At 42.7% G+C, this 22,442-nt stretch carries 20 protein-coding genes; 16 read left to right on the top strand and 4 right to left on the bottom strand.

The window, feature by feature from the left end; translation table 11 throughout:
• Nucleotides 1–3: 3 nt before the first annotated feature.
• Nucleotides 4–1,281 carry a 3-deoxy-manno-octulosonate cytidylyltransferase gene (gene kdsB, locus ACT3QP_RS00250; RefSeq protein WP_444524022.1) on the top strand — a complete coding sequence of 426 codons (1,278 nt, stop codon included), beginning with the start codon at nt 4–6 and terminating at the stop codon, nt 1,279–1,281.
• Here the strand turns inward: kdsB and ACT3QP_RS00245 are convergent.
• Complete coding sequence (locus ACT3QP_RS00245) at nt 1,260–2,240, bottom strand: capsular polysaccharide export protein, LipB/KpsS family (RefSeq protein ID WP_442440043.1); 981 nt, start codon at nt 2,238–2,240, stop codon at nt 1,260–1,262. The two genes, kdsB and ACT3QP_RS00245, sit on opposite strands and share 22 nt — an antisense overlap.
• 181 nt (nt 2,241–2,421) lie before the next feature.
• Between ACT3QP_RS00245 and galE the strand changes: the two genes are divergently transcribed.
• From galE to ACT3QP_RS00225, 4 genes are all read left to right on the top strand, one after another.
• Nucleotides 2,422–3,510 (top strand): UDP-glucose 4-epimerase GalE, encoded by a 1,089-nt coding sequence (gene galE, locus ACT3QP_RS00240; RefSeq protein WP_444524021.1) that lies wholly within the window; start codon nt 2,422–2,424, stop codon nt 3,508–3,510.
• A gap of 83 nt (nt 3,511–3,593) precedes the next feature.
• Nucleotides 3,594–4,475 carry a UTP--glucose-1-phosphate uridylyltransferase gene (locus ACT3QP_RS00235; RefSeq protein ID WP_192518393.1) on the top strand — a complete coding sequence of 294 codons (882 nt, stop codon included), beginning with the start codon at nt 3,594–3,596 and terminating at the stop codon, nt 4,473–4,475.
• A gap of 3 nt (nt 4,476–4,478) precedes the next feature.
• The gene (gene pgi, locus ACT3QP_RS00230; protein WP_444524020.1) at nt 4,479–6,140 is read left to right on the top strand and encodes a glucose-6-phosphate isomerase; all 1,662 of its coding nucleotides are present in this window, start codon (nt 4,479–4,481) and stop codon (nt 6,138–6,140) included.
• 80 nt (nt 6,141–6,220) lie between these two features.
• Nucleotides 6,221–7,567, top strand: coding sequence for a UDP-glucose/GDP-mannose dehydrogenase family protein (locus tag ACT3QP_RS00225; RefSeq protein ID WP_442072894.1), 1,347 nt, complete (start codon nt 6,221–6,223; stop codon nt 7,565–7,567).
• Between the two features lie 336 nt (nt 7,568–7,903).
• On the opposite strand, the gene ACT3QP_RS00220 is transcribed toward ACT3QP_RS00225, so the two are convergent.
• Nucleotides 7,904–9,406 carry a phosphomannomutase CpsG gene (locus tag ACT3QP_RS00220; protein ID WP_444524019.1) on the bottom strand — a complete coding sequence of 501 codons (1,503 nt, stop codon included), beginning with the start codon at nt 9,404–9,406 and terminating at the stop codon, nt 7,904–7,906.
• A gap of 139 nt (nt 9,407–9,545) precedes the next feature.
• Between ACT3QP_RS00220 and mazG the strand changes: the two genes are divergently transcribed.
• From mazG to yjgA, 8 genes are all read left to right on the top strand, one after another.
• Complete coding sequence (gene mazG, locus ACT3QP_RS00215; RefSeq protein ID WP_442074653.1) at nt 9,546–10,412, top strand: nucleoside triphosphate pyrophosphohydrolase; 867 nt, start codon at nt 9,546–9,548, stop codon at nt 10,410–10,412.
• The gene (locus tag ACT3QP_RS00210) at nt 10,396–10,785 is read left to right on the top strand and encodes a ComEA family DNA-binding protein (protein ID WP_192518398.1); all 390 of its coding nucleotides are present in this window, start codon (nt 10,396–10,398) and stop codon (nt 10,783–10,785) included. Before mazG ends, ACT3QP_RS00210 begins: the two co-directional genes overlap by 17 nt.
• Before the next feature lie 166 nt (nt 10,786–10,951).
• Nucleotides 10,952–13,114: a polynucleotide adenylyltransferase PcnB gene (gene pcnB / locus ACT3QP_RS00205; RefSeq protein ID WP_192518399.1), complete on the top strand. Its 2,163-nt coding sequence runs from the start codon at nt 10,952–10,954 to the stop codon at nt 13,112–13,114.
• A gap of 1 nt (nt 13,115) precedes the next feature.
• Entirely contained in the window at nt 13,116–13,640 is a 525-nt protein-coding gene (gene folK / locus ACT3QP_RS00200; RefSeq protein WP_192518400.1) for a 2-amino-4-hydroxy-6-hydroxymethyldihydropteridine diphosphokinase, read from the top strand.
• Between the two features lie 217 nt (nt 13,641–13,857).
• Nucleotides 13,858–14,658, top strand: a complete 801-nt coding sequence (panB, locus tag ACT3QP_RS00195; RefSeq protein ID WP_192518401.1) for a 3-methyl-2-oxobutanoate hydroxymethyltransferase — start codon at nt 13,858–13,860, stop codon at nt 14,656–14,658.
• A gap of 36 nt (nt 14,659–14,694) precedes the next feature.
• Nucleotides 14,695–15,594, top strand: coding sequence for a pantoate--beta-alanine ligase (gene panC, locus ACT3QP_RS00190; RefSeq protein WP_192518402.1), 900 nt, complete (start codon nt 14,695–14,697; stop codon nt 15,592–15,594).
• A 54-nt stretch (nt 15,595–15,648) separates the two neighbouring features.
• Nucleotides 15,649–16,614 carry an RNase adapter RapZ gene (gene rapZ / locus ACT3QP_RS00185; RefSeq protein WP_192518403.1) on the top strand — a complete coding sequence of 322 codons (966 nt, stop codon included), beginning with the start codon at nt 15,649–15,651 and terminating at the stop codon, nt 16,612–16,614.
• A gap of 59 nt (nt 16,615–16,673) precedes the next feature.
• Nucleotides 16,674–17,186: a ribosome biogenesis factor YjgA gene (gene yjgA, locus ACT3QP_RS00180; protein ID WP_192518404.1), complete on the top strand. Its 513-nt coding sequence runs from the start codon at nt 16,674–16,676 to the stop codon at nt 17,184–17,186.
• Between the two features lie 151 nt (nt 17,187–17,337).
• On the opposite strand, the gene ACT3QP_RS00175 is transcribed toward yjgA, so the two are convergent.
• On the bottom strand, nt 17,338–17,961 hold the full coding sequence (locus ACT3QP_RS00175; protein ID WP_192518405.1) for a thiol:disulfide interchange protein DsbA/DsbL: 624 nt from the start codon (nt 17,959–17,961) through the stop codon (nt 17,338–17,340).
• A 592-nt stretch (nt 17,962–18,553) separates the two neighbouring features.
• Between ACT3QP_RS00175 and ubiG the strand changes: the two genes are divergently transcribed.
• The 3 genes from ubiG (at nt 18,554) to ACT3QP_RS00160 (ending at nt 21,103) form a co-directional block, all read left to right on the top strand.
• Nucleotides 18,554–19,381 carry a bifunctional 2-polyprenyl-6-hydroxyphenol methylase/3-demethylubiquinol 3-O-methyltransferase UbiG gene (gene ubiG / locus ACT3QP_RS00170; RefSeq protein WP_192520930.1) on the top strand — a complete coding sequence of 276 codons (828 nt, stop codon included), beginning with the start codon at nt 18,554–18,556 and terminating at the stop codon, nt 19,379–19,381.
• 77 nt (nt 19,382–19,458) lie between these two features.
• Nucleotides 19,459–20,169: an HAD family hydrolase gene (locus ACT3QP_RS00165; RefSeq protein ID WP_192991746.1), complete on the top strand. Its 711-nt coding sequence runs from the start codon at nt 19,459–19,461 to the stop codon at nt 20,167–20,169.
• 124 nt (nt 20,170–20,293) lie between these two features.
• Nucleotides 20,294–21,103 (top strand): YciK family oxidoreductase, encoded by an 810-nt coding sequence (locus ACT3QP_RS00160; protein ID WP_192520356.1) that lies wholly within the window; start codon nt 20,294–20,296, stop codon nt 21,101–21,103.
• Nucleotides 21,104–21,191: 88 nt separating this feature from the next.
• On the opposite strand, the gene ACT3QP_RS00155 is transcribed toward ACT3QP_RS00160, so the two are convergent.
• Nucleotides 21,192–22,379, bottom strand: coding sequence for a CobW family GTP-binding protein (locus tag ACT3QP_RS00155; protein ID WP_192992447.1), 1,188 nt, complete (start codon nt 22,377–22,379; stop codon nt 21,192–21,194).
• Nucleotides 22,380–22,442 lie beyond the last annotated feature (63 nt).

The following is a 22,442-nucleotide window of genomic DNA, read 5'->3' as shown; positions in this document are numbered from 1 at the left end:
TAGATGGACTCTGTTGCAATTATTATCCCTGCACGCTATTCGTCTTCACGCTTTCCTGGTAAGCCGCTTGCAGATATTTTGGGTAAACCCATGATTCAGCACGTGTATGAAAAAGCGGCATCTATAAAAAACGCCACCGTCGTTGTAGCCACTGATGACGACAGGATTTTGTCGGTAGTGCATAGTTTCGGTGGTAAAGGTCTGATGACCAGACCAGATCATGCTTCAGGTACTGACAGGCTGGTAGAAGTCATGAAGGAGATAGATGCTGATTTATATATCAACTTACAAGGTGATGAACCTTTGGTTCGTGTAGAGGATCTTGAGCTGCTTATTAAAGCTATGACCGCAGACAGATCCATTGAAGTGGGGACGCTGTACCATGCTATCAGTGCGCATCAAGCCAAAGACCCTAATACAGTAAAAGTGGTGACGTCTCATAGTGGTCGAGCTTGTTATTTTAGCCGTTCTCCCATTCCTTTTATTAGAGATAAAGATAGGCAAGCGAGCTATAAACAACACGTCGGGGTATATGCTTATCGTAAGTCTGTGCTAGAGCGATATACGCAATTGCCCGAATCCAATATCGAATCAGCAGAGCAGTTAGAGCAATTAAGGCTGTTAGATAGTGATATAGATATTTTTGCTTTTGAAGTAATGAAAACAGGGCCTGGTGTAGATACCCCTGAAGACCTTCAAAAAGTTATCGCTATTCTTCAAGGTAAGCAACCAGAGAGTGAAAAGCCTTTACTCTCTAATATCGAACTTGTTATTACTGATATTGATGGCGTATTAACAGATGGCGGTATTTACTATGATGAACATGGTGAATGTATGAAACGTTTCCATGTGCGGGATGGTTTAGGTATCAAGCTGTTGCAACAGGCAGGTATTCAAGTAGCGGTATTATCGGGTAAAGACTCTAAGCCTTTGAGGAAGCGGATTTCTGACTTGGGCATTGATATTTTTATGTTAGGTATCAAAAATAAAGAAGCGGCTTGTCAAGAAATTATTCAGCGTGCAAATACTATCAAAGCCAATACGGTATATATCGGAGACGATACCATTGATTTACCAGCTTTCATCAGTTGTGGTGTAGCAGTGGCTGTTGCTGATGCGCCGGACTATGTCAAGGTTAATTGTGATTTAGTGACAGATGCCAAGGGTGGCTTTGGTGCTTTACGTGAATTGGCTGATAAGATTTTGATTGAGCAAGGTAAGTCTAACTTGATAGAAGACCCTGCTACATTTTTAAAAATTCATGCCAATGTAACCCAATGATTTTGTTGACTATATAGGTGGCATAATAAAAAGTATTTATGTTTGGTATTTTTTATTTGACAGATGTCTTGATAAAAAGGTCGCCCTAATACGGTGACCTTTTTTCCTCTTAATAATGCTTCAAACCCACCTAATGACGTAATCGTATAGACATGATCTATCGTCTCTAAAGCATCAACCAAATGAATAGACTGGGTCAATATAAGGCAGTCTAGCTCAGTGAGTGTGCTGATGATGGAGGAATCATCGAGTGTCATTGGATGCGGTTTGACAATGATTTGTGCATCAGGATTTTCTTCGATTGCCTGATTAACCACATCGAGTAAGGTGATACCCTCACCGCCACCGTATTTTAATGAGTCATCATGTGGCACTTGCCCAAGTACTAATACACGTTTTTTATTTTTCACACCATAGATAGGTGCGACATCGACATATGGCTGATGATTGTATTTGCTCACTCTATGCGCGACATAGTAATCGAGCATTTCTTGGGCTAGTACGTCATCATAATCGTCTTGCTCAGCATCAAAATTGGCAATCAAGTCGGTCAAATCGTTTGGGCGAGTGGTATCAAAATACGGTGCTTGGCTATCCATGACGATAGATAATGGCGGCACGCTACTATCCTCATTAGGGCCTGAGCGGATAAAACCATCTTCTAAAAAGAAAACATCTAGGCTTTGCTCGCGGATGTATTCGATAAAGTAATCAGGCGCTTTATAGCCCCAAATATAGATAACAGGGTTGACCAGCTTGATAAAAGGTTTGAGCCATAGATTAAAATAAATCTTATCAAAATGCCTTTGTATTTGGATATGTGCTGACTCTAACACCCATTCACCAACCATATCTCGCCATGGCTGCATACCAACGACTAACGCCAAACGCTGGCTTGGCTGGCGGTAATGTTTATAGTAGCCCGATAGAAGAGGTCGAATGTAAGCGTTGAGTTTCATAGTAGAGTTGTTGGCTTAGGTTGATTGTTTAAGTTATAGGCTTAGATTGATAGAGAGCAGATATGTATTATTGGGATATTCATGTTGGCAATAGTTTATCGTTCCCAGTATAGTTGCATGTGCGAGTCAAAATGAATACCTACTTTGAGAAAAGAAATTCGAAAAATGATTGGGTGAATTCATGAATAAAAAAATATTAGTCACTGGTGGTGCAGGGTACATAGGCTCTCATACTTGTGTCGCCTTGTATGAAGCAGGTTATGATATCGTTGTGTATGATAACTTATCCAATAGTAGCGATGAAGCGATCAATCGTGTTTCTAGGCTCATAGGTCAACCAGTTGAGTTTATCAAAGGTGATATTCGAGATGTTGACTCACTCAAACAAGTATTTGCTGCGCATCAGTTTTTTGGTGTGATTCATTTCGCAGGCTTAAAAGCCGTTGGTGAATCCGTCACAAAGCCATTACTGTATTATAACAATAATGTCAGTGGTACCATTGCCTTATTAGAAGTCATGGCAGAGTATGATATCAAAAACTTTGTTTTTTCGTCTTCTGCAACGGTTTATGGTGACCCTGAAACGTTACCCATCCATGAGCTGTCAAAGCGCTCTTGTACCAACCCGTATGGACAAAGTAAACTGGCAGTTGAGTACATATTAGAGGACTTGGCCATATCGGATAAAAGTTGGAATCTGATTGCTTTGAGGTACTTTAATCCTGTAGGGGCGCATCCATCAGGGCAGATTGGCGAAGACCCTAATGACATTCCGAATAACCTGATGCCTTATATTTCTCAAGTGGCCGTCGGCAAACTTGATAAGCTCAGTATCTTTGGTAATGATTACCCTACCGTAGATGGAACAGGTGTCCGTGACTTTATTCATGTCACTGATTTGGCGCAAGGTCATGTGGCGGCATTGAGTTATTTAGAGCAGCAAATATCTCCAGAAGAGAATTGTTTGAATACAGCTATTGCAAAGCAAACCAGTGCAAAATCTGGTTCAGTTGGTTTTTTACCGATTAACTTAGGCACTGGTAAAGGTACTTCTGTTTTAGAATTGGTTACCGCATTTGCTGAAGTTTCTAAACAGCCGATTGCTTATCAATTCGTTGAACGTCGGGCAGGTGATATTGCTAGTTGTTATGCCAGTGCTGATAAAGCGCAAGCATTATTGGGGTGGCAAGCTAAGCTATCTATCACCGACATGTGTCAAGATACTTGGCGATGGCAAAATATGAACCCAAATGGTTATCAGGCCTCTTGATTTTTATCGAGTCATGGTTGTCTCGCTATGTTTAATTATGGTCATCTTTATACTACCTTTACTTTTAATACAGTTTGAATATTATGAAAAAAATCACTCACGCCGTTATCCCTGTCGCAGGCTTTGGTACACGTATGCTGCCGCTGTCTAAGTCTGTGCCAAAAGAGCTATTACCACTTGGCAATCGTCCTGCCATTCACTACGTAGTCGAAGAGGCCATCGCTGCAGGTATTAAGCATATTGTCTTAGTCGGTCATGCGCAAAAAAGCGCGATAGAAAACTACTTTGATACCAATGCTGAGCTAGACAATCAACTACGTGCTAAAGGCAAAGATACGCTTGCTGACAGCCTAAACTGGCTACCCGAAGGTGTGACGGTATCGATGATACGTCAGGGTAAACCATTGGGGTTGGGTCATGCAGTATTGGCAGCGCGTCCTGTCATTGGTGATAATGATTTTGCCGTATTACTACCAGATGTGGTGTTAGATCCCTTTACCGGTGATATGACTACTGATAACTTAGCGTTTATGATTGACGCTTTTAACCAAGACAAGCATTCACAGATATTGGTCGATAAAGTTGCAGACGAAGATGTTCATAAGTACGGCATTGCTAAGTTGAGTGACTCGAGTGAAATAAATAATGAGGCAGGTGGTAACGATGGTAATGCCAGCTTTAAAGTGGCTGGATTTGTAGAAAAGCCCAATTTAGCCGATGCGCCATCGCGATTGGCCGTCGTTGGTCGTTATGTCTTTAGTAATCAAATCTTTGATTACTTGAGCAAGACCAAAGCTTCAGTTGGTGGTGAGATTCAACTGACCGATGCCATTGATGCCTTGATTAGTGAGTATGGAGTCAATGTCACAACCATGCGTGGTAAGAGCTATGATGCCGGTGATATGCGCTCTTATATGCAGGCGTTTATCTATTTTGCGCAGCAGCAATTAGTAGATGATGAGTAGCTGATGGATGAGATAAAGAACAACACCGCCTACAACAATGCTCGTAGCTCTCACTATTGGCAGCAATTGCAATCGCTTGCCAAACAGCCTTGGTCACTTGCACAGCTATTTGCACAAGATGATACCCGTGCTAAGCGCTTTAGTACACAAGCTGGTGCATTGTATATGGAGTATAGCAAGCAATGTATTGATGAAACAGTCTTGGCCAGTTTATTGGATTTGGCGAGTAGCTGTGAATTATCGACACGTATTGATGCATTGATGCAAGGTGCGATGGTCAATACTAGTGAAGCACGGGCTGCGCTACATACAGCGTTACGTCTACCAGAAACGGCGACGTTACAAGTTGCTGGGCAAGATATTGTTGCTGATGTACATCGTAGTTTGACTCAAGTGGCAAAGCTGTCCGAGCGCATACGTAGTGGTATATGGCGTGGTTTTTCTGGTCAAGCCATTACTGATGTGGTGAATATCGGTGTTGGTGGCTCTGATCTTGGGCCGCTGATGGCGACAACGGCACTTGACGAGTGGGCGGATACGAGTATTGCCGTGCATTTTGTTTCTAATATGGATGGTACTCAGCTAGATAATCTGCTGAAACATCTCAACCCGGAAACAACTTTATTTATTATCTCATCCAAGTCCTTTGGTACCGTTGACACCTTATCCAATGCAAAGACAGCGTTGTCATGGTTATTGGCGACGGCAAAGCTGCGGGCAGGTACAGAAGACAGCGTGCTACGTCGCCACTTTATTGGTATTTCGACCAATAGTGAGAAAATGGGTGCGTGGGGTATTCATCCTGAAAACCAGTTACAGTTTTGGGAATGGGTCGGCGGTCGTTTTTCCTTATGGTCGGCGATTGGGCTAGCGATTGCTATACGTATAGGTATGTCTGGGTTTAAAGCGCTATTGGCTGGCGCTCATAGTATGGATGAGCATTTTTCTCAAGCTGACTTTTCAGAGAACTTACCAGTGTTATTAGGGCTGCTGGCAGTATGGAACAGTACGTTTTTACAAGTAAATGCGCATACGGTACTGCCTTATGATGGTCGTCTCAGCTATTTGCCAAGTTACTTAACTCAGCTAGAAATGGAAAGTAATGGTAAGTCCGTCACTCAACATGGCGAGCGTATTGATTACGATACTTGCCCGATTTTGTGGGGTGAAATTGGCTCAAATGCGCAGCATGCATTTTATCAATTATTGCATCAAGGTACGCAGCAGGTCTCTTGTGATTTCATTGCTTGTGTACGCCGTTATAGTGACGAAACAAAAAAATCATCGTTACAACAGCAGCATGAGCTGTCTTTAGCCAATTGTTTGGCACAAAGTCGGGTATTGGCGTTTGGTAATGCCGCTGTTGCGGATACCAACACGGTCTCTGATGCAGACAAATACAAATACTACCGTGGTAACCAACCGTCAACCACTTTGCTGATGGATGAACTCACACCGCATAGTTTGGGCGCACTGATCGCTCTCTATGAGCATAAAGTCTATGTCATGGCCAGTATCTGGGATATCAACCCTTTTGATCAATGGGGTGTTGAGATGGGTAAGCAAATGGCAGAGTCGGTGCATCACGCTATGCAACAAGAGATTACTGGTCAGTTTGATACTTCTACTGACCAGTTACTGCATCATATCAAACAGATGTCTTGATGGTTCTGAGGATACGACAATGAAGCTAAAAAGGTAAGCTTATGAGCGCTGATTCTATAAATGACAATACACCTAAATATATGCACGCGGATAAGCTACAAGGCGCTAATAATAGTGACGTTTGTGTGCTGATTGGTCACAGCATTGAAGCCATTGCCAGTGCCGTGGTGCTAGCAAGCTTAGGTCAGCGCATTCATCTATATGCGGATATGGGTTTATTGACGCAGCAGCTACAGCAATATGGTTTTGAGCATCATTTGCAAGCGCTTTGGCAAATGTATGAGCAGCAGCAGGTTATTGTTTGTGAAGGTTTGCCAGATAGTGCTGATACCTTAATAAAATACTATGAATCGGCTAGTTATCATGCTGCTGAGGAACAAAGCGCTGTGGCGCTGTACTGGTTGTTTTTAGACAGTATTAAGTCAATATGGACAGAAGACAGTTGGGTTACGGCTTTTAACCATAGTCATCAGCAGTCTTTGCCCGTTATTATGAGCGGTATTGAACCGCTAGGAAAAGTATCAGCATTGGCTCAACGTTTGCAGCGTGCCTGGGTATACTATGTGCCGTTTGTATTTTTAAAAGATGGTGATGCATATAGCTCGATGTTAAGTCCCTCATTGTGGTTACTGGGTGAAAAAACAGCAGATAGTAGCCAACATTTAGAGATACTAAAATCTATCATGCAGCATGCAAGCGCGTCTCATCATGCTGATATCGCAACGATAGAGTTTGCACGTAGTAGTATCATGGCGATGCTCGCGACTAGAGTGAGCTTTATGAATGAGATGTCACGCTTGGCTGACAGTCAGCAGGTTGATATCAAACAAGTCAGTCGTATCATGGGCTTGGACGAGCGTGTCGGTAGCAGTTATTTGCAAGCAGGTTGGGGGTTTGGTGGTAATACGTTACCGACTGAATTGGCTAAGTTGCAGCAATCAAGCCAAACGCACAGCTTAGATATGCCACTGTTACAGTCTATAATGCATATTAATGAAGACCAAAAAGAGCTAGTTTTCCGTAAATTTTGGCAGTATTTTGATGGTTTTATTGATAATAAAACCGTGATGATATGGGGTGGTAGTTATAAGGCAGGATCTGGGCGTACGGCCGGTTCAGCCATCCATCCCTTGTTAGCGCTATTGTGGTCTTATAATATTCGTACATTGGTTTATAGTGACAATGCACAGGCTGAACTGGCGGCGCTTTATAAACAGCAGCCGTTGTTAGAGTTGATCAACAGTCCATATCAGCAGTTAGATCAGGCTCAAGCAATCTTTATCATTAGTTGGTCGCCGCGAGACCAGTTAGATGTTGCCAAAATCAACCAGCAAGCCATGCCAGTGTTCGATGCGCAAAATGCATTGACGCGTATACAGATTGATAGTCTGGTGGGTGATTATAGGGGTATCGGCCGTACTAAGTAATACCATTCACAAAAATTAGAGTAGCAAGGAAAAAGAGTGCAAGTACTACACATTGTAGGCTAAGCGATTTTGACACAGCGAATCCTATTCTTGTGAATGGTATAAGCTTCTAAAAACACCTTTTAATCAAGAAAGCTCGCTAATATCATTAGCGAGCTCTTCTTGATTCCTGACCGCAAGTATAGTCAGTCCCAAATAAAACCATGCGATACAGGCATACATTTTCCTTGCTTACTGTGCCTGCGCAGCAAAATGTACCCAGTATCGCTGTGTTTATTTGATAGTGCATCGACTATATCATGACTTAATACTTTATTTTGGTGTAATGGACATTATTCAAGCTATCACAGCACCTTGCTCACTTAACCATGTTTTTATTTCTTTCGCTTTCTTACTTAATAATGGCTTATCACCACGAGTTTCAATATTTAATCTGATCAGTGGTTCGGTATTTGATGCACGTATATTAAAACGCCAGTCACCAAAATTCAGACTGAGACCGTCAAGCATCGATTTAGTTGGATTGTCGGTACTAAATTTATTTTCAATCGCGCTAATAATCGTCGGTGCATCATGAGTGGTGAGACGAAAATTTAGCTCACCTGAGCTTGGATAGTCTGCAATATAGCCTGTGACCAATTCTGACAAAGTTTTGCCTGTGATAGATAATAGCTCAATAGTGAGTAGCCAAGGAATCATGCCGCTATCACAATAGAAAAAGTCACGGAAATAATGATGGGCAGACATCTCGCCACCGTATACAGCACCAGAGTCACGCATGACTTGCTTAATGAATGAGTGTCCAGATTTACTGATGGCCGCCTTGCCATTATGTGCTTTAATGACTGCTTCAGTATTGTATATCACTCGTGGATCGTAGACGATTGATTCGTTCTGTTCTTGATGTTGATACTTATTCAGAAATGCTTGAGCAAGCATGCCAACCACATAGCTGCCATCAATAAACTCACCGTTTTCATCAAACAAAAAGCAGCGATCGAAATCACCATCAAAGGCAATACCAAGGTCGGCTTTATTTTCTAACACCGCTTGCTGGGTAGCCACTCTATTGGCTTCAATCATGGGGTTGGGGATGCCATTGGGAAAGCTGCCATCAGGAGTGTGATGCAATTTAATGACTTCAATCGGTGCAGCTGCTTGTTTCAGCTTATCAATTAATAGGTCAACCACAGGTCCTGCGCTACCATTGCCTGAGTTAATGACTAGCTTGAGCGGCTTTAACTTATCAGTATCGATAAAGGTCATGACATGGTCGATATACGCACTTTTATCTGTCAATAATTGTAAGTTTCCTGATTGACTGTCAGTGGTGAATTGCCCTGATTCTGCGAGTGCTTGAATTTCTGCCAGACCATCATCAGCACTGATAGGTTTTGAGTATTCTTTGACCAGTTTTAAGCCATTATAATTGATGGGGTTGTGACTGGCAGTGACTTCGATACCGCCCAGTGCTTGATAGTGACTGGTGGCAAAGTAAACCTCTTCAGTGCCTGTCATGCCCAAATCAATCACATCGACACCTGCGTCTATCATGCCTTTGATAGCAGCTTGTTTTAACTGCTCGCTTGAATGACGAATATCGCTACCAATGACAATCGTAGGCTTTAGTGCTGTCAGTTCATGCGCCTGATTGCTGGCAAGAGCAGCGTTATAACGCTGGAATAAAATTTGCGCAAAGGCACGGCCAATACGATAAGCGATGGCTTCATCAAGGTTTACGCCAAGCTCGCCGCGAATATCATAAGCTTTGAATGAGCTAATCGTAATAGGATTGAATTCAGTTTTTGGCTGATAGCCAATGGTCGCAGAAGTAGACATAATGGTAAAAATTCCTTGCGCGTGAGCAGTGGCAAAATAATAAAATAGATAGCACAATTATAGGCCAATTAGCTTTCAATGATACACTGACTATGAGATGAATCGGTAAACATCACATAAAATGATAAGAGCAGCCCTTATGAGTATTTCAAATAACACCACCACCATGCCTACACCTGTACAAGGAACACCAGAAGCCACAGGCCAGATTCATGATTTGTTGGCATTGATGGCACGGTTACGCATCGACTGCCCGTGGGATAAAAAACAAAGCAATCATAGCCTCATTCCGTATGCTATTGAAGAAGCGTATGAGCTGGGTGAGGCGGTACAAAGTGATGATGATGAAGACATCAAAGGTGAGCTTGGTGATGTACTGCTGCAAGTTGTCTTTCATTGCCAAATGTATGCCGAACAAGGTCGCTTTGATATGAGTGATGTGATCACCACTTTGCAAGAGAAGTTGATTCGCCGTCACCCACATGTGTTTGAGGCCGAAACGCTTACAGATGATGCAGCGGTAAAAACACGCTGGGATGAAATCAAGGCAGAAGAAAAGCAAGCACGAGAGGCACGCGGCAAACCTAAGCATCGGTTGGATAATATCAAGGCGGGCAGTGCGTTAATGCAGGCACAAGATGTACAGAAACAGGCGTCAAAACTGGGATTTGATTGGGAAGGCATAGCAGGGGCATTTGAAAAACTGGATGAAGAAGTTGCTGAGTTAAAGGCTGAGACTGTTGCTAAGTCCAAAGAACAAATGAAAAACAATATTAAAGATATTGAAAAAGAAATGGGGGATTGTATGTTTGCCCTAGTCAATGTCGCACGAAAATTGAACCTTGATGCAGAAACAGCAGCTTTGACGTGTGTGCATAAATTTAAGTCACGGTTTGGCTATATTGAGGATCAGTTAGCTATCGCTGGTAAACGTCTAGAAGACAGTGACATAACCGAAATGGACGCATTATGGGAAGCGGCGAAACAACATGAACGCTCATCATAACGCTGCTTTTATGCATTTAGATTTTGTTGGCTTATTCAAGGCTGCTGTTTTAGGCTGCGCTTTGGCTATTGTAATGCCCAATAGTGTGCATGCAGCGCCCTGTTTTGATGACCCTCAACGTGCCTATGAATATCTATTGGCACAAGAGGATGCCAAAATGCAGTCCCGTGAGCAAGCTATCGTCAATATCAATCGTGCTAGCGAAGGCGAGTTGGTGTCGCTAGATGGTATCGGTAGTAGTAAAGCGCAGGCGATAATTTTATATCGTGAGATGTTTGGTGGTTTTATCACTATCGATGAATTATCGAAAGTTAAAGGCATCGGTGAAAAAACAGTTGAAAAGAATAGAGAGCGTTTAAGTGTACAGGATTAATGACCCTATTCTGTATTAATTAACCCCGATATTGACAAAATAGCACGTAAGTAACTGTCATAACACACCTACCACGTGCAAAATTTGTTAAACTAGTGAGTACATCCGCCTGATAAACGCTGTGTTCATCAGGGGTGGTCAAAGAATACCGGCGAGGAGTAGATGCATGGCCGAGCGTGCCGCCAAGCAGTTAGAACTGAATAAATCTGAATTACCCAATTCCATTACTGAAGTAATTGCCACTTTAACCCGAGCTGGGTTTGACGCTTATATCGTCGGTGGTGGTGTGCGCGATACCTTATTGGGTCTGCGTCCAAAAGACTTTGACGCTGTCACCGATGCCAAGCCGCATGAAATAAAAGACGTTTTTGGTAAGCGCTGCCGCATTATCGGCCGTCGCTTTCAGTTGGCACATGTGTATTCAGGTCGTGAGTTAATAGAGGTTGCAACCTTTCGTGGCCCACCAACCAATGATGCCAATACCAACCAAGATGGTATGATTTTACGCGACAATGTTTGGGGTGACATCAAACAAGATTTCTCTCGTCGTGATTTTTCTATCAACGCGCTCTATTATCAACCACTTAAAGGTGTGGTTCATGATTTTTGTGGTGCGCTTGATGATATTGATAACAAAATCATTCGTCTATTGGGTAATGCGCCCGTGCGTATTGAAGAAGATCCAGTACGTTTGTTACGTGCGTTGCGTTTTAAGGCCAAACTTGGTTTTGAGTTTGATGATGCATTGGCTGACCAGTTTCATGATGGTAATTGGGCATTACTTGAGCAAATATCTCCGCATCGTCTTTATGATGAAACACAGAAGATGTTTACGGGTGGCTATTTAGTACCATTGTTACCGTTATTATTTGAGTCAGGTGCGATAGATAGCTTAATCGTCTATCCGCCAGCTGAGCCAAGTGCGCTCGTCAAGCAAGTGGCGATCAATACGGATAAACGTATTGCGGCGGGTAAAAGTATTAACCCTGCATTCTTTTATGCGGCGCTATTATGGGAAAATTACCTGCATCAGTTGGCAAAAGCCAAAAAGCGCAATATGCCATTTGCTGAAGCGCAGATGAATGCTGCTGTTAAAGTCATTGATCGTCAACGTATTAAGACGGCGATTCCTAAGTTTGCTGAGCAGTTTATCCGAGATATTTGGATATTGCAGCCGAAACTTGCAGCCCCGCGTAGCAAGCAAATCGCGCAGTTATCTGAACATCCACGTTTCCGCGCAGGTTTTGATTTCTTGCTATTGCGTGAACAGTGCGGTGATGCTGAACATCCATTATCAGAGTCAACCAATGGTATGGGTGAGTGGTGGCAGACGTATCAGGCATTGTCTGTACAAGAACAGCAGCAAGCGGTTGATGAGTTTGATGAAAATATTCGCCGCGGTGCTTACAAACAACCACAGCGTGGTCGCGGGCGAAATCGCCAAAAGTCAGAGTCAAATATGACTGACAACGCAGCATCTCAGCAAAGTAAAGCACAGACAAATAAAGCCAATGACAGTACTAAGCAAGGTGGCAATGATCAATTGGTGGTAAATGATCCGTCTAATATCCCATCGCGTCGCCGCCGTGCGGCCAGTCAATCTACGGTGACTAAACAGGCTGTTGGCAATCAAGACTACAACAAACAGCAAGTAAAACAAGACAGCAATGAGCTTGCCCAGCTACAGCAGTTATCTCTTGCCAATAGTAATCAAGGTTCTAGTAAAAAGCATCACTCTAAACCTGCACCATTATTTGTCATCGAACACGAAAGTGTGGTGCCACCATTACAAAAGCAGCTATCAGTTGATGATAAGCCTAAGCGTACTAAGCGCGCGGCTGAAAAAACTGTACAGAAGCAAGAGGTGACGCTGGATACTGAACACTCAAGTCGTGTTCGTTCAAATAGTAAACAGCAGAATAAGACTGCGCCATCAGAGGAGAATTCATCACCTACCAAAGCAAATATAACTCGTTCGATAGCCAGATCGCCTGCGCTAGTCAGTATGAACAACGAGCCAATTCCGTATAAGCGTCGCCGTCGTGAGCCTACTGTAGAGCTGGCAAGCAATGATGAAAGCGTAGAAATACCGACTGTAGAAAAAGCGCCAAAAGTCGCTAAGACGTACGCGAAAAAAGTGCCGAAATCTACCGATTCGTCTACTGATACAGCAGTTTCTGACGCTAAAAAACCTACTCAAGCAGTGAAAAGAAAATCAGCGAGTAGTAAAGCTGGTAGTAGCCAAGCGATCTCTGGTGTATTGAGCAATGATAAAGGCCCTGTACCATCGAAGCGTCGTCGTCGTCAGCCCAGTACGGAAAATGTGTAATATGAATCACAGTGCTGATAATACTCATTGGATAACCTGCTACGTCGGTTTGGGTAGTAATTTGACCAATGAGTTAGGCTCACCTATAGAGCATTTGCAGCAAGCGATTACAAGTATGCAGATGCATCAGGACATACGGAATGTGCGTGTTTCGTCATATTATGCATCCGCTCCTATGGGGCCACAAGATCAGCCTGATTTTGTCAATGCGGTTGCTGGTTTTGAGACGAGGTTACCCGCGTTTGAGTTACTCGCATTTTGCCAACAGCTAGAAGCAGAGGCCAAGCGGACCCGCCTACGACATTGGGGCGAGCGTAGTCTTGATGTCGATATTTTGTTATATGGCGACGCCAAAATTGTAGAGCCACAGCTAACCATACCGCATGTTGGATTGACTGAGCGTAATTTTGTACTGATACCGCTACAAGAGTTGGATCCAAACTTGGTTATTACAGGTACGTCGATCGGCGATTATCCGCAGAGTTCCGATTGGACAGGCTTAAAATCATTATCAAGCGGTAGCTGATTTTTCTAACTCTATATAGGCGATCCACTATAAAAAAACAGCGATACGGGTTACATTTTGCGCGGCATCTGTCTGCGTAGGCACAGCAAGCAAGAAAAATGTATCTCTGTATCGCGTGGCCGTATTTGTATCTCTTTTATTTAGGACTGACTATACAGCTGTTAGAGCTATTGATCGGTAAAAGCCTTAATCATTAAAAGTATTAATTGAGGGTCATATGACGACGTTATCTACGTTAAACAAATTCAAAAAAGACGGTACCAAGTTTACTTGTTTAACCTGCTATGACTCTATGTTTGCGCGGATGATGAATAAGGCAGAAATTGATACTATCTTAGTTGGTGATAGTTTGGGTATGGTCGTGCAAGGGCATGACTCAACACTACCTGTGACAGTTGACGATATGGCTTATCATACGGCCAATATTGCTCGCAGCAATAACCATGCACTCATCTTATCTGATCTACCATTTATGAGTTATGTGACGTTATCAGAAGCGGTTTCTAATAGTCGAAAGCTGATGCAAGCAGGTGCGCATGTGATCAAAATTGAAGGTGGTAGCGAGCTTTGTGAGTTGGTTACGACTTTAGCGCAAGCGGGTACGCCAACTTGTGTACATCTTGGCTTAACACCGCAGTCGGTCAACGTGTTTGGTGGTTACAAAATCCAAGGCCGTGGTGACGAAGCAGCGGACAAACTGCTTGCTGATGCCGAAGCAGTGGTGGCTGCAGGTGCTGCATTGTTAGTGTTGGAATGTGTGCCTGCTGAGCTTGCTAAAGCAGTAACGCAAGCCGTTGCCGTGCCCGTTATAGGTATTGGCGCAGGTGCAGATACTGACGGTCAAGTGTTGGTCATGCATGACATGCTCGGTATGGTTCACGGGCGTGTGCCGCGCTTTGTCCATGACTTCCTAACCGATGAGCGCAATAGTGCGCACAGTATCGAGGGTGCTTTTGCGCTTTACCAGCAGTCAGTACGTGATGGCAGTTTCCCACAGGAGCAGCATCAGTTTAGCTAACTTTATTTAAGATTATAGATAAAAGAATACTTCATCATGCCAATTATTTATCACCAAATCTCAGAACTGCGTGCCGCTTTACGGCCTTATCGTGGTCAAAAACACGACAACCAAAATAGCCAACAACGTATTGCTTTAGTACCTACGATGGGCAATCTGCATGATGGTCATCTTGAGCTGGTAAAAATTGCCAAACAGCATGCTGATATCGTAGTGGTGAGTGTTTTTGTCAATCCGACTCAGTTTGGAGAAGGAGAGGACTTTGACAGCTACCCTCGTACGCTAGATAAAGATGTTGCAAAACTATCAACGGTGGGAGCCGACTATGTTTTTGCTCCTAGTGTCGAAGAGATGTATCCAGTCATGCCACCACCAACTTCTGTGCTCGCTGGCGCTATTACCACTCAGTTATGCGGTCAGTCACGTCCGGGGCATTTTGACGGTGTCGGTATTGTCGTTTCTAAATTGTTTAATATCGTACAACCTGACACTGCTGTTTTTGGACAAAAAGACTATCAACAGTTAGCAATTATTAAGCAATTGGTACGTGACTTAAGTTATCCGATTGAAATCATTGGTGCGCCCATTGTTCGTGCTGTTGACGGCTTGGCACTATCGTCGCGTAATCAATACTTAAGCGTGACTGAGCGTCAAGTAGCACCAGTATTACACCAAGCATTGCAAGCGTTAGCAAAGCAGCTACAGCAGGGCAAACATAGCCAACAAGCTGTTCAGACATTGTTAGCAGAAACTCAGCAAGATATCACTGATGCTGGTTTTACGATTGATTATTTAGAAATAAAAACGGATACGTTAGAGCCAGTTGTGAGTGAGTCTGCTATTTTTAATGTAGAAAACAAGAATTTGATTATCTTGGTGGCAGCTTGGCTAGGGCGTGCTCGTTTGTTAGACAATCAATTGGTAACGTTGGGTTAGCTGTTGTGACATAGTAGTTTACTAAATGCGATGAACTAATGGGGTGGGTGGAGCATGGATGTCAATCAAAGTGATAGTACAGCTCAGCCTGAGCAGGCGGCACATAAAGTAGCGACCGAGAAGCTCAGTATTTTAGTCGTATCAGGTCGTTCAGGATCGGGTAAGACCTCCGTCTTAAATATTTTGGAAGATCTGGGATATTACTCTATTGATAATTTACCGTTATCGCTACTGCCAGTAACTGCGCATAAGCTAGTGAACGAAAGTGATATTCGCCGTATTGCGCTCGGTGTTGATATCCGAACGCCGCGTGCCGATCTCTCTAATTTTGCAGAGACGTATGCGTCGTTGAAGGCAATTTATGGAGCAAGCGTAGTAAAAGTTGTTTATGTGACTGCGCAAGAAAATACCTTGATAGCACGTTTTAATGCGACTCGCCGTGTACATCCTTTGATGTCACAGGATGTTGACAGTGATAATGCTAGGCACATTGCTTTTAATCTGCCTGCCGCGATCAAAAAAGAGATTGAACTATTAGAGCCAATTGCGAGCCATGCTGATATCAGAATTGACACAAGCACGCTAAATATTCATCAATTAAAAGATCGCTTGCGTGAACATATTGGTGTGGATAATCAGATTGTCATTAATTTGCTGTCCTTTGGTTTTAAATATGGCAGTCCTATTGATGCCGATTTTATCTTTGATGTGAGGATTTTGCCCAATCCGCATTGGAACCCTGAGCTACGTGGTTCGACAGGTTTAGATGCAGAGGTTGCAGCATTTTTTGCGGATTATCCAGAAGTAGCTGAAATGACGGATGATCTTGAGAAATTCTTAACACGTTGGCTGCCAGATTTTTTACACAATAATAGGCATACGGTGACAGTGGCGATTGGTTGCACAGGTGGTAAGCATCGCTCTGTATTTATCACTAATACATTACAGCGTCGTCTGACAGATACGATGCCGAAAGGCGTAAAAATACTGGCGAAGCATCGCGAAAAAAACCGTTGGTAGTCATTGGTTGTTATTACTATGATTATTGATTTTATTACTCATTATTTTGGAAAGCTTTTATGATTGACTGGAAAGAACAGGACATGCGTGTTTCGCGCACAGAGCTCAAAAAAGCCCATGAGCGCTTGCAACAGTTATCGATACCACTTGCTAGCTTATCAAAAAAACAGCTAAAAACCCTGCCTGCCAGTGATTATTTTATGGCAGAGTTGATGGCACTAGCGGATATTACCAGTGCCAATGCACGCAATCGCCAAACCAAACGAGTTGGTAAGCTGATTAGCGAAGAAAATCGCCATGAGTTGGTCAAAGCATTGTTTGATGCATTTTTTCCGAAAGAACAAATCTCTAAGATAGAAAGTTGGTATGAACGTTTGAATATCAATGACGAAGGGACGCTCAAGCAGTTCGTCAAGCAATACAAAGCTTCTGAACATAATAGTATGTATCAGCTGCTATTATGGATTGAATACGCCAAGCATATACAAGATGATGAGCTGATGGCAGAGTCGGAAGAAGATTTGGCCAGTTATATTCGTGAAGTCGCTATTTTATCGCAATTAAAAAAATAATAAGCACACAAGCTTGATGAGTTAGGTGTGTAGTTGGGTCAAATGTGTAACTGATTCACATATCGATTAAAAGAGTTAGTCAGTGTAACCGACATAAAAAAAGCCAATCATGTGATTGGCTTTTTTTATGTCATTTAACCTAATATATCTATTATTTCTTTTTATCAGCGCGTACTTTATCAACTAAATAGTCAACGATTTTAGGCACAGTAGCATCTTGACCGCTGATTACGTATTTTCCTTGTACCACGACAGTTGGGACACCTGTAACTTGATAACGTTTAGCACCTGCTTGTGAGCGACCAATTTTTGTGCCAACCGCGAACGAATTATAAAGACTGTTGAACTTCTTCTCGTCCACGCCTTGTGAGGCATACCATTTGCTTAATGATTGTTGGTCAAACAGTTTTTGACCATCTTTTTGAATAGCATCAAATAGTGCATCATGAGTTTTGTCTTCAAAACCTAGTAGTTGCGCTGCATAGAACCCGCGAGCATTGGTTTCCCAAACATCATTCATTGCTGCTGGCGTTTTGAAAAATGCGACATCTTTATCTTTTGATGCAGCCCATTTTTCCATATGTGGGTTAAGCACGTTACAATGCGGGCAGCCATACCAGAAGAATTCACGAACAATGATAGCATCACCGCTAATTTTTTCTGGATTGTCTAGCACGCGATAGTCTTTTCCAGCGACATAGTCGGCAGCTTGAGCACCAGTAGTGGCGAGTCCAATAGCCATGGCCAGACCAGTCAATGTGATGAGACGTTTCATACTTTATCCTTGAGATGTAGAGACTTAGGGTGTGTTAGAGTGCTTTGATAGCTATCGTTTTAGAGTGATAAACGTATAGTGTCAATTATAATCTAACTATAATAGCGTATCGACCATGATAATGTAAAACATGTGTACTTGTGAGTCTGATTCTTAACTGAGAGTTGTAAAGCTGTTAGCTATTATTTAAGCTATATTGCTTGTTGGGGTGTGTCCTCAATTCAATCGATAGCCCTCTAAATGGGTTGAAAATGGCTAAATCTTGCCAAACGGCATCAAATAGCTGACTAATATCTCGATCTTATCTGCGCTATTTTCCTTGTTTGACGGCAATTGATCACCATTTTTAAAATGAGGACACATCCTAGGGTTTCGTCATTTGAGGCTTGGACGGTTTCAACCTATTATTGAAGGTGCACTCATTTATTATAGGCCAGAGAAAATTGGTAATCGAATATTGTAATAAGCCAGAGTGTGCGCAGATCATTCACAATCGGTGACGATGTCTTTACGACAAAGTTGCTGCTCTCATGCTAATATTAAGCACACAATTGCATACTGTATATGATAATGACAATAAAGGAAAAACGCTATGAGCTCAGCTCTACATTACTCGCCCTCTTTGAATGAGAAAGTGAAGACCCCTCTCGATGATACAAAGGCTCATGCTATAAATGTTGATCCTAGCGAAGTTGAAAAATTTAATAAATTGGCTAGCGAGTGGTGGAGCAATAGCGGTGCGTTTGCAACCTTGCATGAAATTAATCCATTGCGTCTGAATTGGATAGAAGAACATATTAAGCGCAGCTATCAAAGCGACAATGATAGCCAAACAGCTGAGACAGGTTTGGCTGGTAAAAAAGTGCTTGATGTTGGTTGTGGAGGCGGTATATTGTCAGAGTCGATGGCACGTCGTGGCGCTGATGTAACAGGTGTTGATTTGGGTACTGAAAACCTGAAAGCGGCGGCGTTACATGCAGAGCAGAGCGGCTTAGAAAATACTTTGCGCTATCAGCATATTCCAGTAGAAGATTTGGCAAAAACGCATGCCGGTCAGTTTGATGTGGTGACTTGTATGGAAATGCTGGAGCACGTACCTGATCCAAGCTCGATTGTGCAAGCGTGTTTTGATTTATTAGCACCAGGCGGTGTTTGTGTATTATCGACGATTAATAGAAACCCTAAATCATACTTATTTGCCATCGTTGGTGCAGAATATGTATTACGTTTGCTTGATCGTGGTACACACGATTATGCCAAATTTATTACTCCAGCAGAATTAGACCAAATGGCAACCAATGCAGGTTTTGTGCGTAAAGACATCATTGGGCTGCATTATAATCCATTGACCAAGCGTTACTGGCTCGCACAAAATGTCGATGTCAATTATATGATAGCGGTACAAAAGCCAATGGCTTAGACCTTTGGTACTGTGCTTGGTTGTTTCGGTGACATCATATTTTATTAACTTTATTATTTAATTTAAGAGTATTTACTATGGCCCAATTTGTGAAAGCAGTTTTATTTGACCTTGATGGGACATTGATCGATACTGCTGCTGATTTTGTCCGTATCATCGGTAAAATGAGTCGCGAAAATAATTGGCAAGCACCACCTGAAATTGAGATTCGTGAGCAGGTTTCCGCGGGCGCCTCAGCCATGGTGCAATTGATGCTAAGGTATAACGATCAACTTGATCTCAGTGAAGAAACATTGCTTGAGTTTCGTCAGCAATTTTTAGATGACTATGAAGCTGAGATATGTGTTGATAGTTGCGTATTCGGCGCGCTTGAAGAAGTGCTTACAACGCTCGAAGAAAAGAAGGTGCCATGGGGTATTGTCACCAATAAGCCACGTTATTTGGCAGAGCAGTTATTAATGCAAATGCAGTTAGATTCGCGCTGCGCTGTTTTGGTGTGTCCTGATGATGTCTCACGCTCAAAACCTGATCCAGAGCCAATGTATGTGGCGTTAGAAAAACTCGCTATTCCTCGTGGTGCTGCTGGTTGTGTGCTATATGTCGGCGATCATATACGTGATATTGAAGCTGGCAATGCAGCTGGCATGCCAACTATTTTGGCGGCGTATGGTTATATTCCACCTGAAGATCAGAAAAACCTAAAAAAGTGGGGCGCAGACTACATTACCGAAACTCCTGAGCAGTTAAATAAACTACTACTATCCTCTGGTAAGTTTGATTATTTATAGATAGACCCGCCGAACATCCGTATTCTTAATTAAGTTCTATTATTTATAAGTTTTATTATTTAAATGTATGAGTACTTAATTTTATTGATATTTAACTAGTAAACGATAAGCAGTGAGTAATGCCATGAGTGATAACAATCAGCAAACCAGTCAAAACCCTACTCAACCTCTAACTCATGATGAAATTCGTGATTTTGTACCATCTGAGAACTGTTTGGATGGTAAGACCATTTTAGTGACAGGCGCTGGTGATGGTATTGGTCGTGTTGCTGCTTTAACCTATGCGCGTTATGGTGCAACAGTGCTGCTATTGGGTCGTACCAGTAGTAAGCTTGAGTATGTTTATGATGAGATAGAAAGCTTTGGTGGTAAGCAGCCAGCGATGCTACCAATGAATCTAGAAGGGGCCACCTATGCCGAAATGCAGCAGCTCGAAGGATTAATTGACAAAGAAATCGGTCAATTGGATGGTGTGTTGCATAACGCAGGTTTGCTTGGACAGCTGACGCCGCTTGAGATGTATGATGTAGATACTTTTGCTCAAGTGATGAAGGTTAACTTTACATCGACGTTTATGCTCACCCAAGCGTTGCTACCGCTACTAAAAGACGCAAATAATGGCTCCATTGTATTTACTTCTAGCACAGTTGGTACACATCCTCGTGCATTTTGGGGCGCTTATGCGCTCTCAAAGCAAGCAGTAGAAGGGATGAGTGATATCTTTACTCAGGAAACTCAGAACACGACTAATCTGCGTTTTAACTGTATCAATCCTGGTGGTACGCGTACCAATATGCGCGCCCATGCTTATCCAGGTGAAAACCCTATGAGTCTCAAAACGCCAGAAGATATTATGGCAGGCTACGTTTGCTTGATGAGTGATGCGAGCATTGGCGTGCGCGGGCAAGTGGTTGAATTACAGCCCAAAAACTAGCAGTGGTTTTCCTTGGCTATGGCGTATTCATTTTTCAGTCAGTTTGAATATCGACTCCGTATTTTAGTATATACGTTACTGTTATGAGCTATACAACCATAGCCATCAGCTCTTGATCACAGGTATTCCAATTTATAGAGGTTGCAGATAACTCAGGTTTCAGTTCAATATCTACCTCTTCTTTAGCTGCATCTTCATCTAACTGCAAAATCATCTCTATTCGGCTATCAACCTGCACGCTGGCCGTCTTGGTGGTTAAGCTGTCAGGGGTGAAGTTAATCTGTAGCCAGCCGTCAGTCGTATTGACAACGCCTTTGATACGTAGCCAGTTGGGTAGTTTCAACAACCAATTCTGCAACTCATGCGCATCTAATTTATAGTGCGCTGGCAATCGCCAGCCTGCTAAGAGTATATCTTGTTGTTTTTCATGATAGCGGTAGGGTTGGTCGATATCTGTATCGTGTTGATCACTATCACTCTCTGCTGAAGAGTCCGATAACGGTGACATCGATTTAGCTGCTCTAGGAGGCTGCAAGCCCATGACTGATTTTTGAGTGTGAGTAATATTGATTTTGCGTTGTTTCGAGATTATTTGGCTAGCGTTATTTAGTTGATCGTTCAATCTCAGTAAGTATGCACTTTGAATATCAGCTGTGGCTTGCTCATCTGGTGCCCAAATGATTGTTACGTACGAATTTAGATTGGTAATCCACGCTATTAATGCTTGTTTATCGGTATCTTGCAATTGAGCGTAACGATTAATGACCAAAGCATCCGCATCACGGACATGGGCCTGAAAACCATCTTGGTTGCGATACTTCTCCTGTTGCCAATGACTGCCGCTGAGTACCGTTATCACGGCTTGCATTTTTAGTGCTGTTTGCCAATGAGGAGCACCGAGTTGATTGATTAACTCGCGTGGATGCGCCAGTCCTGTCGGTTCTATGAGTAGCCGCTGCGGGTTGTGCTCACTGAGTAGCCTGCTAATTGCGATTTGTAACGGGAGCTGACTGGTACAACAAATACAGCCACCACTGACTTCACGAATAGCAATTTTTTGTTGTTCAAAATTATTGTCTTGTGAGCTTGCTAGTAACGAACCATCAATGCCGATATGACCAAACTCATTAATCAGCAATGCCCAACGCTCATCACTAGGCTTTGTAGCCAGTAATTCATTGATTACGGTCGTCTTTCCGGCACCCAAAAACCCTGTCACCAAGGTGCAGGGTATATTTTGAAAAATAATCGGTTTTTTCACAGAAATACTCGTCATATTAGCGCGTGTTTGAAAACTATCAAATACGGCTTATATTAAAAAGAAATTATGTCATTACGT

The sequence above is a fragment of the Psychrobacter sp. AOP7-B1-24 genome (genome assembly GCF_052376215.1).
GTDB lineage: Bacteria > Pseudomonadota > Gammaproteobacteria > Pseudomonadales > Moraxellaceae > Psychrobacter.
Note: the sequence above shows the minus strand (reverse complement) of the source record. Positions and strands in the feature narration are given on the sequence as shown.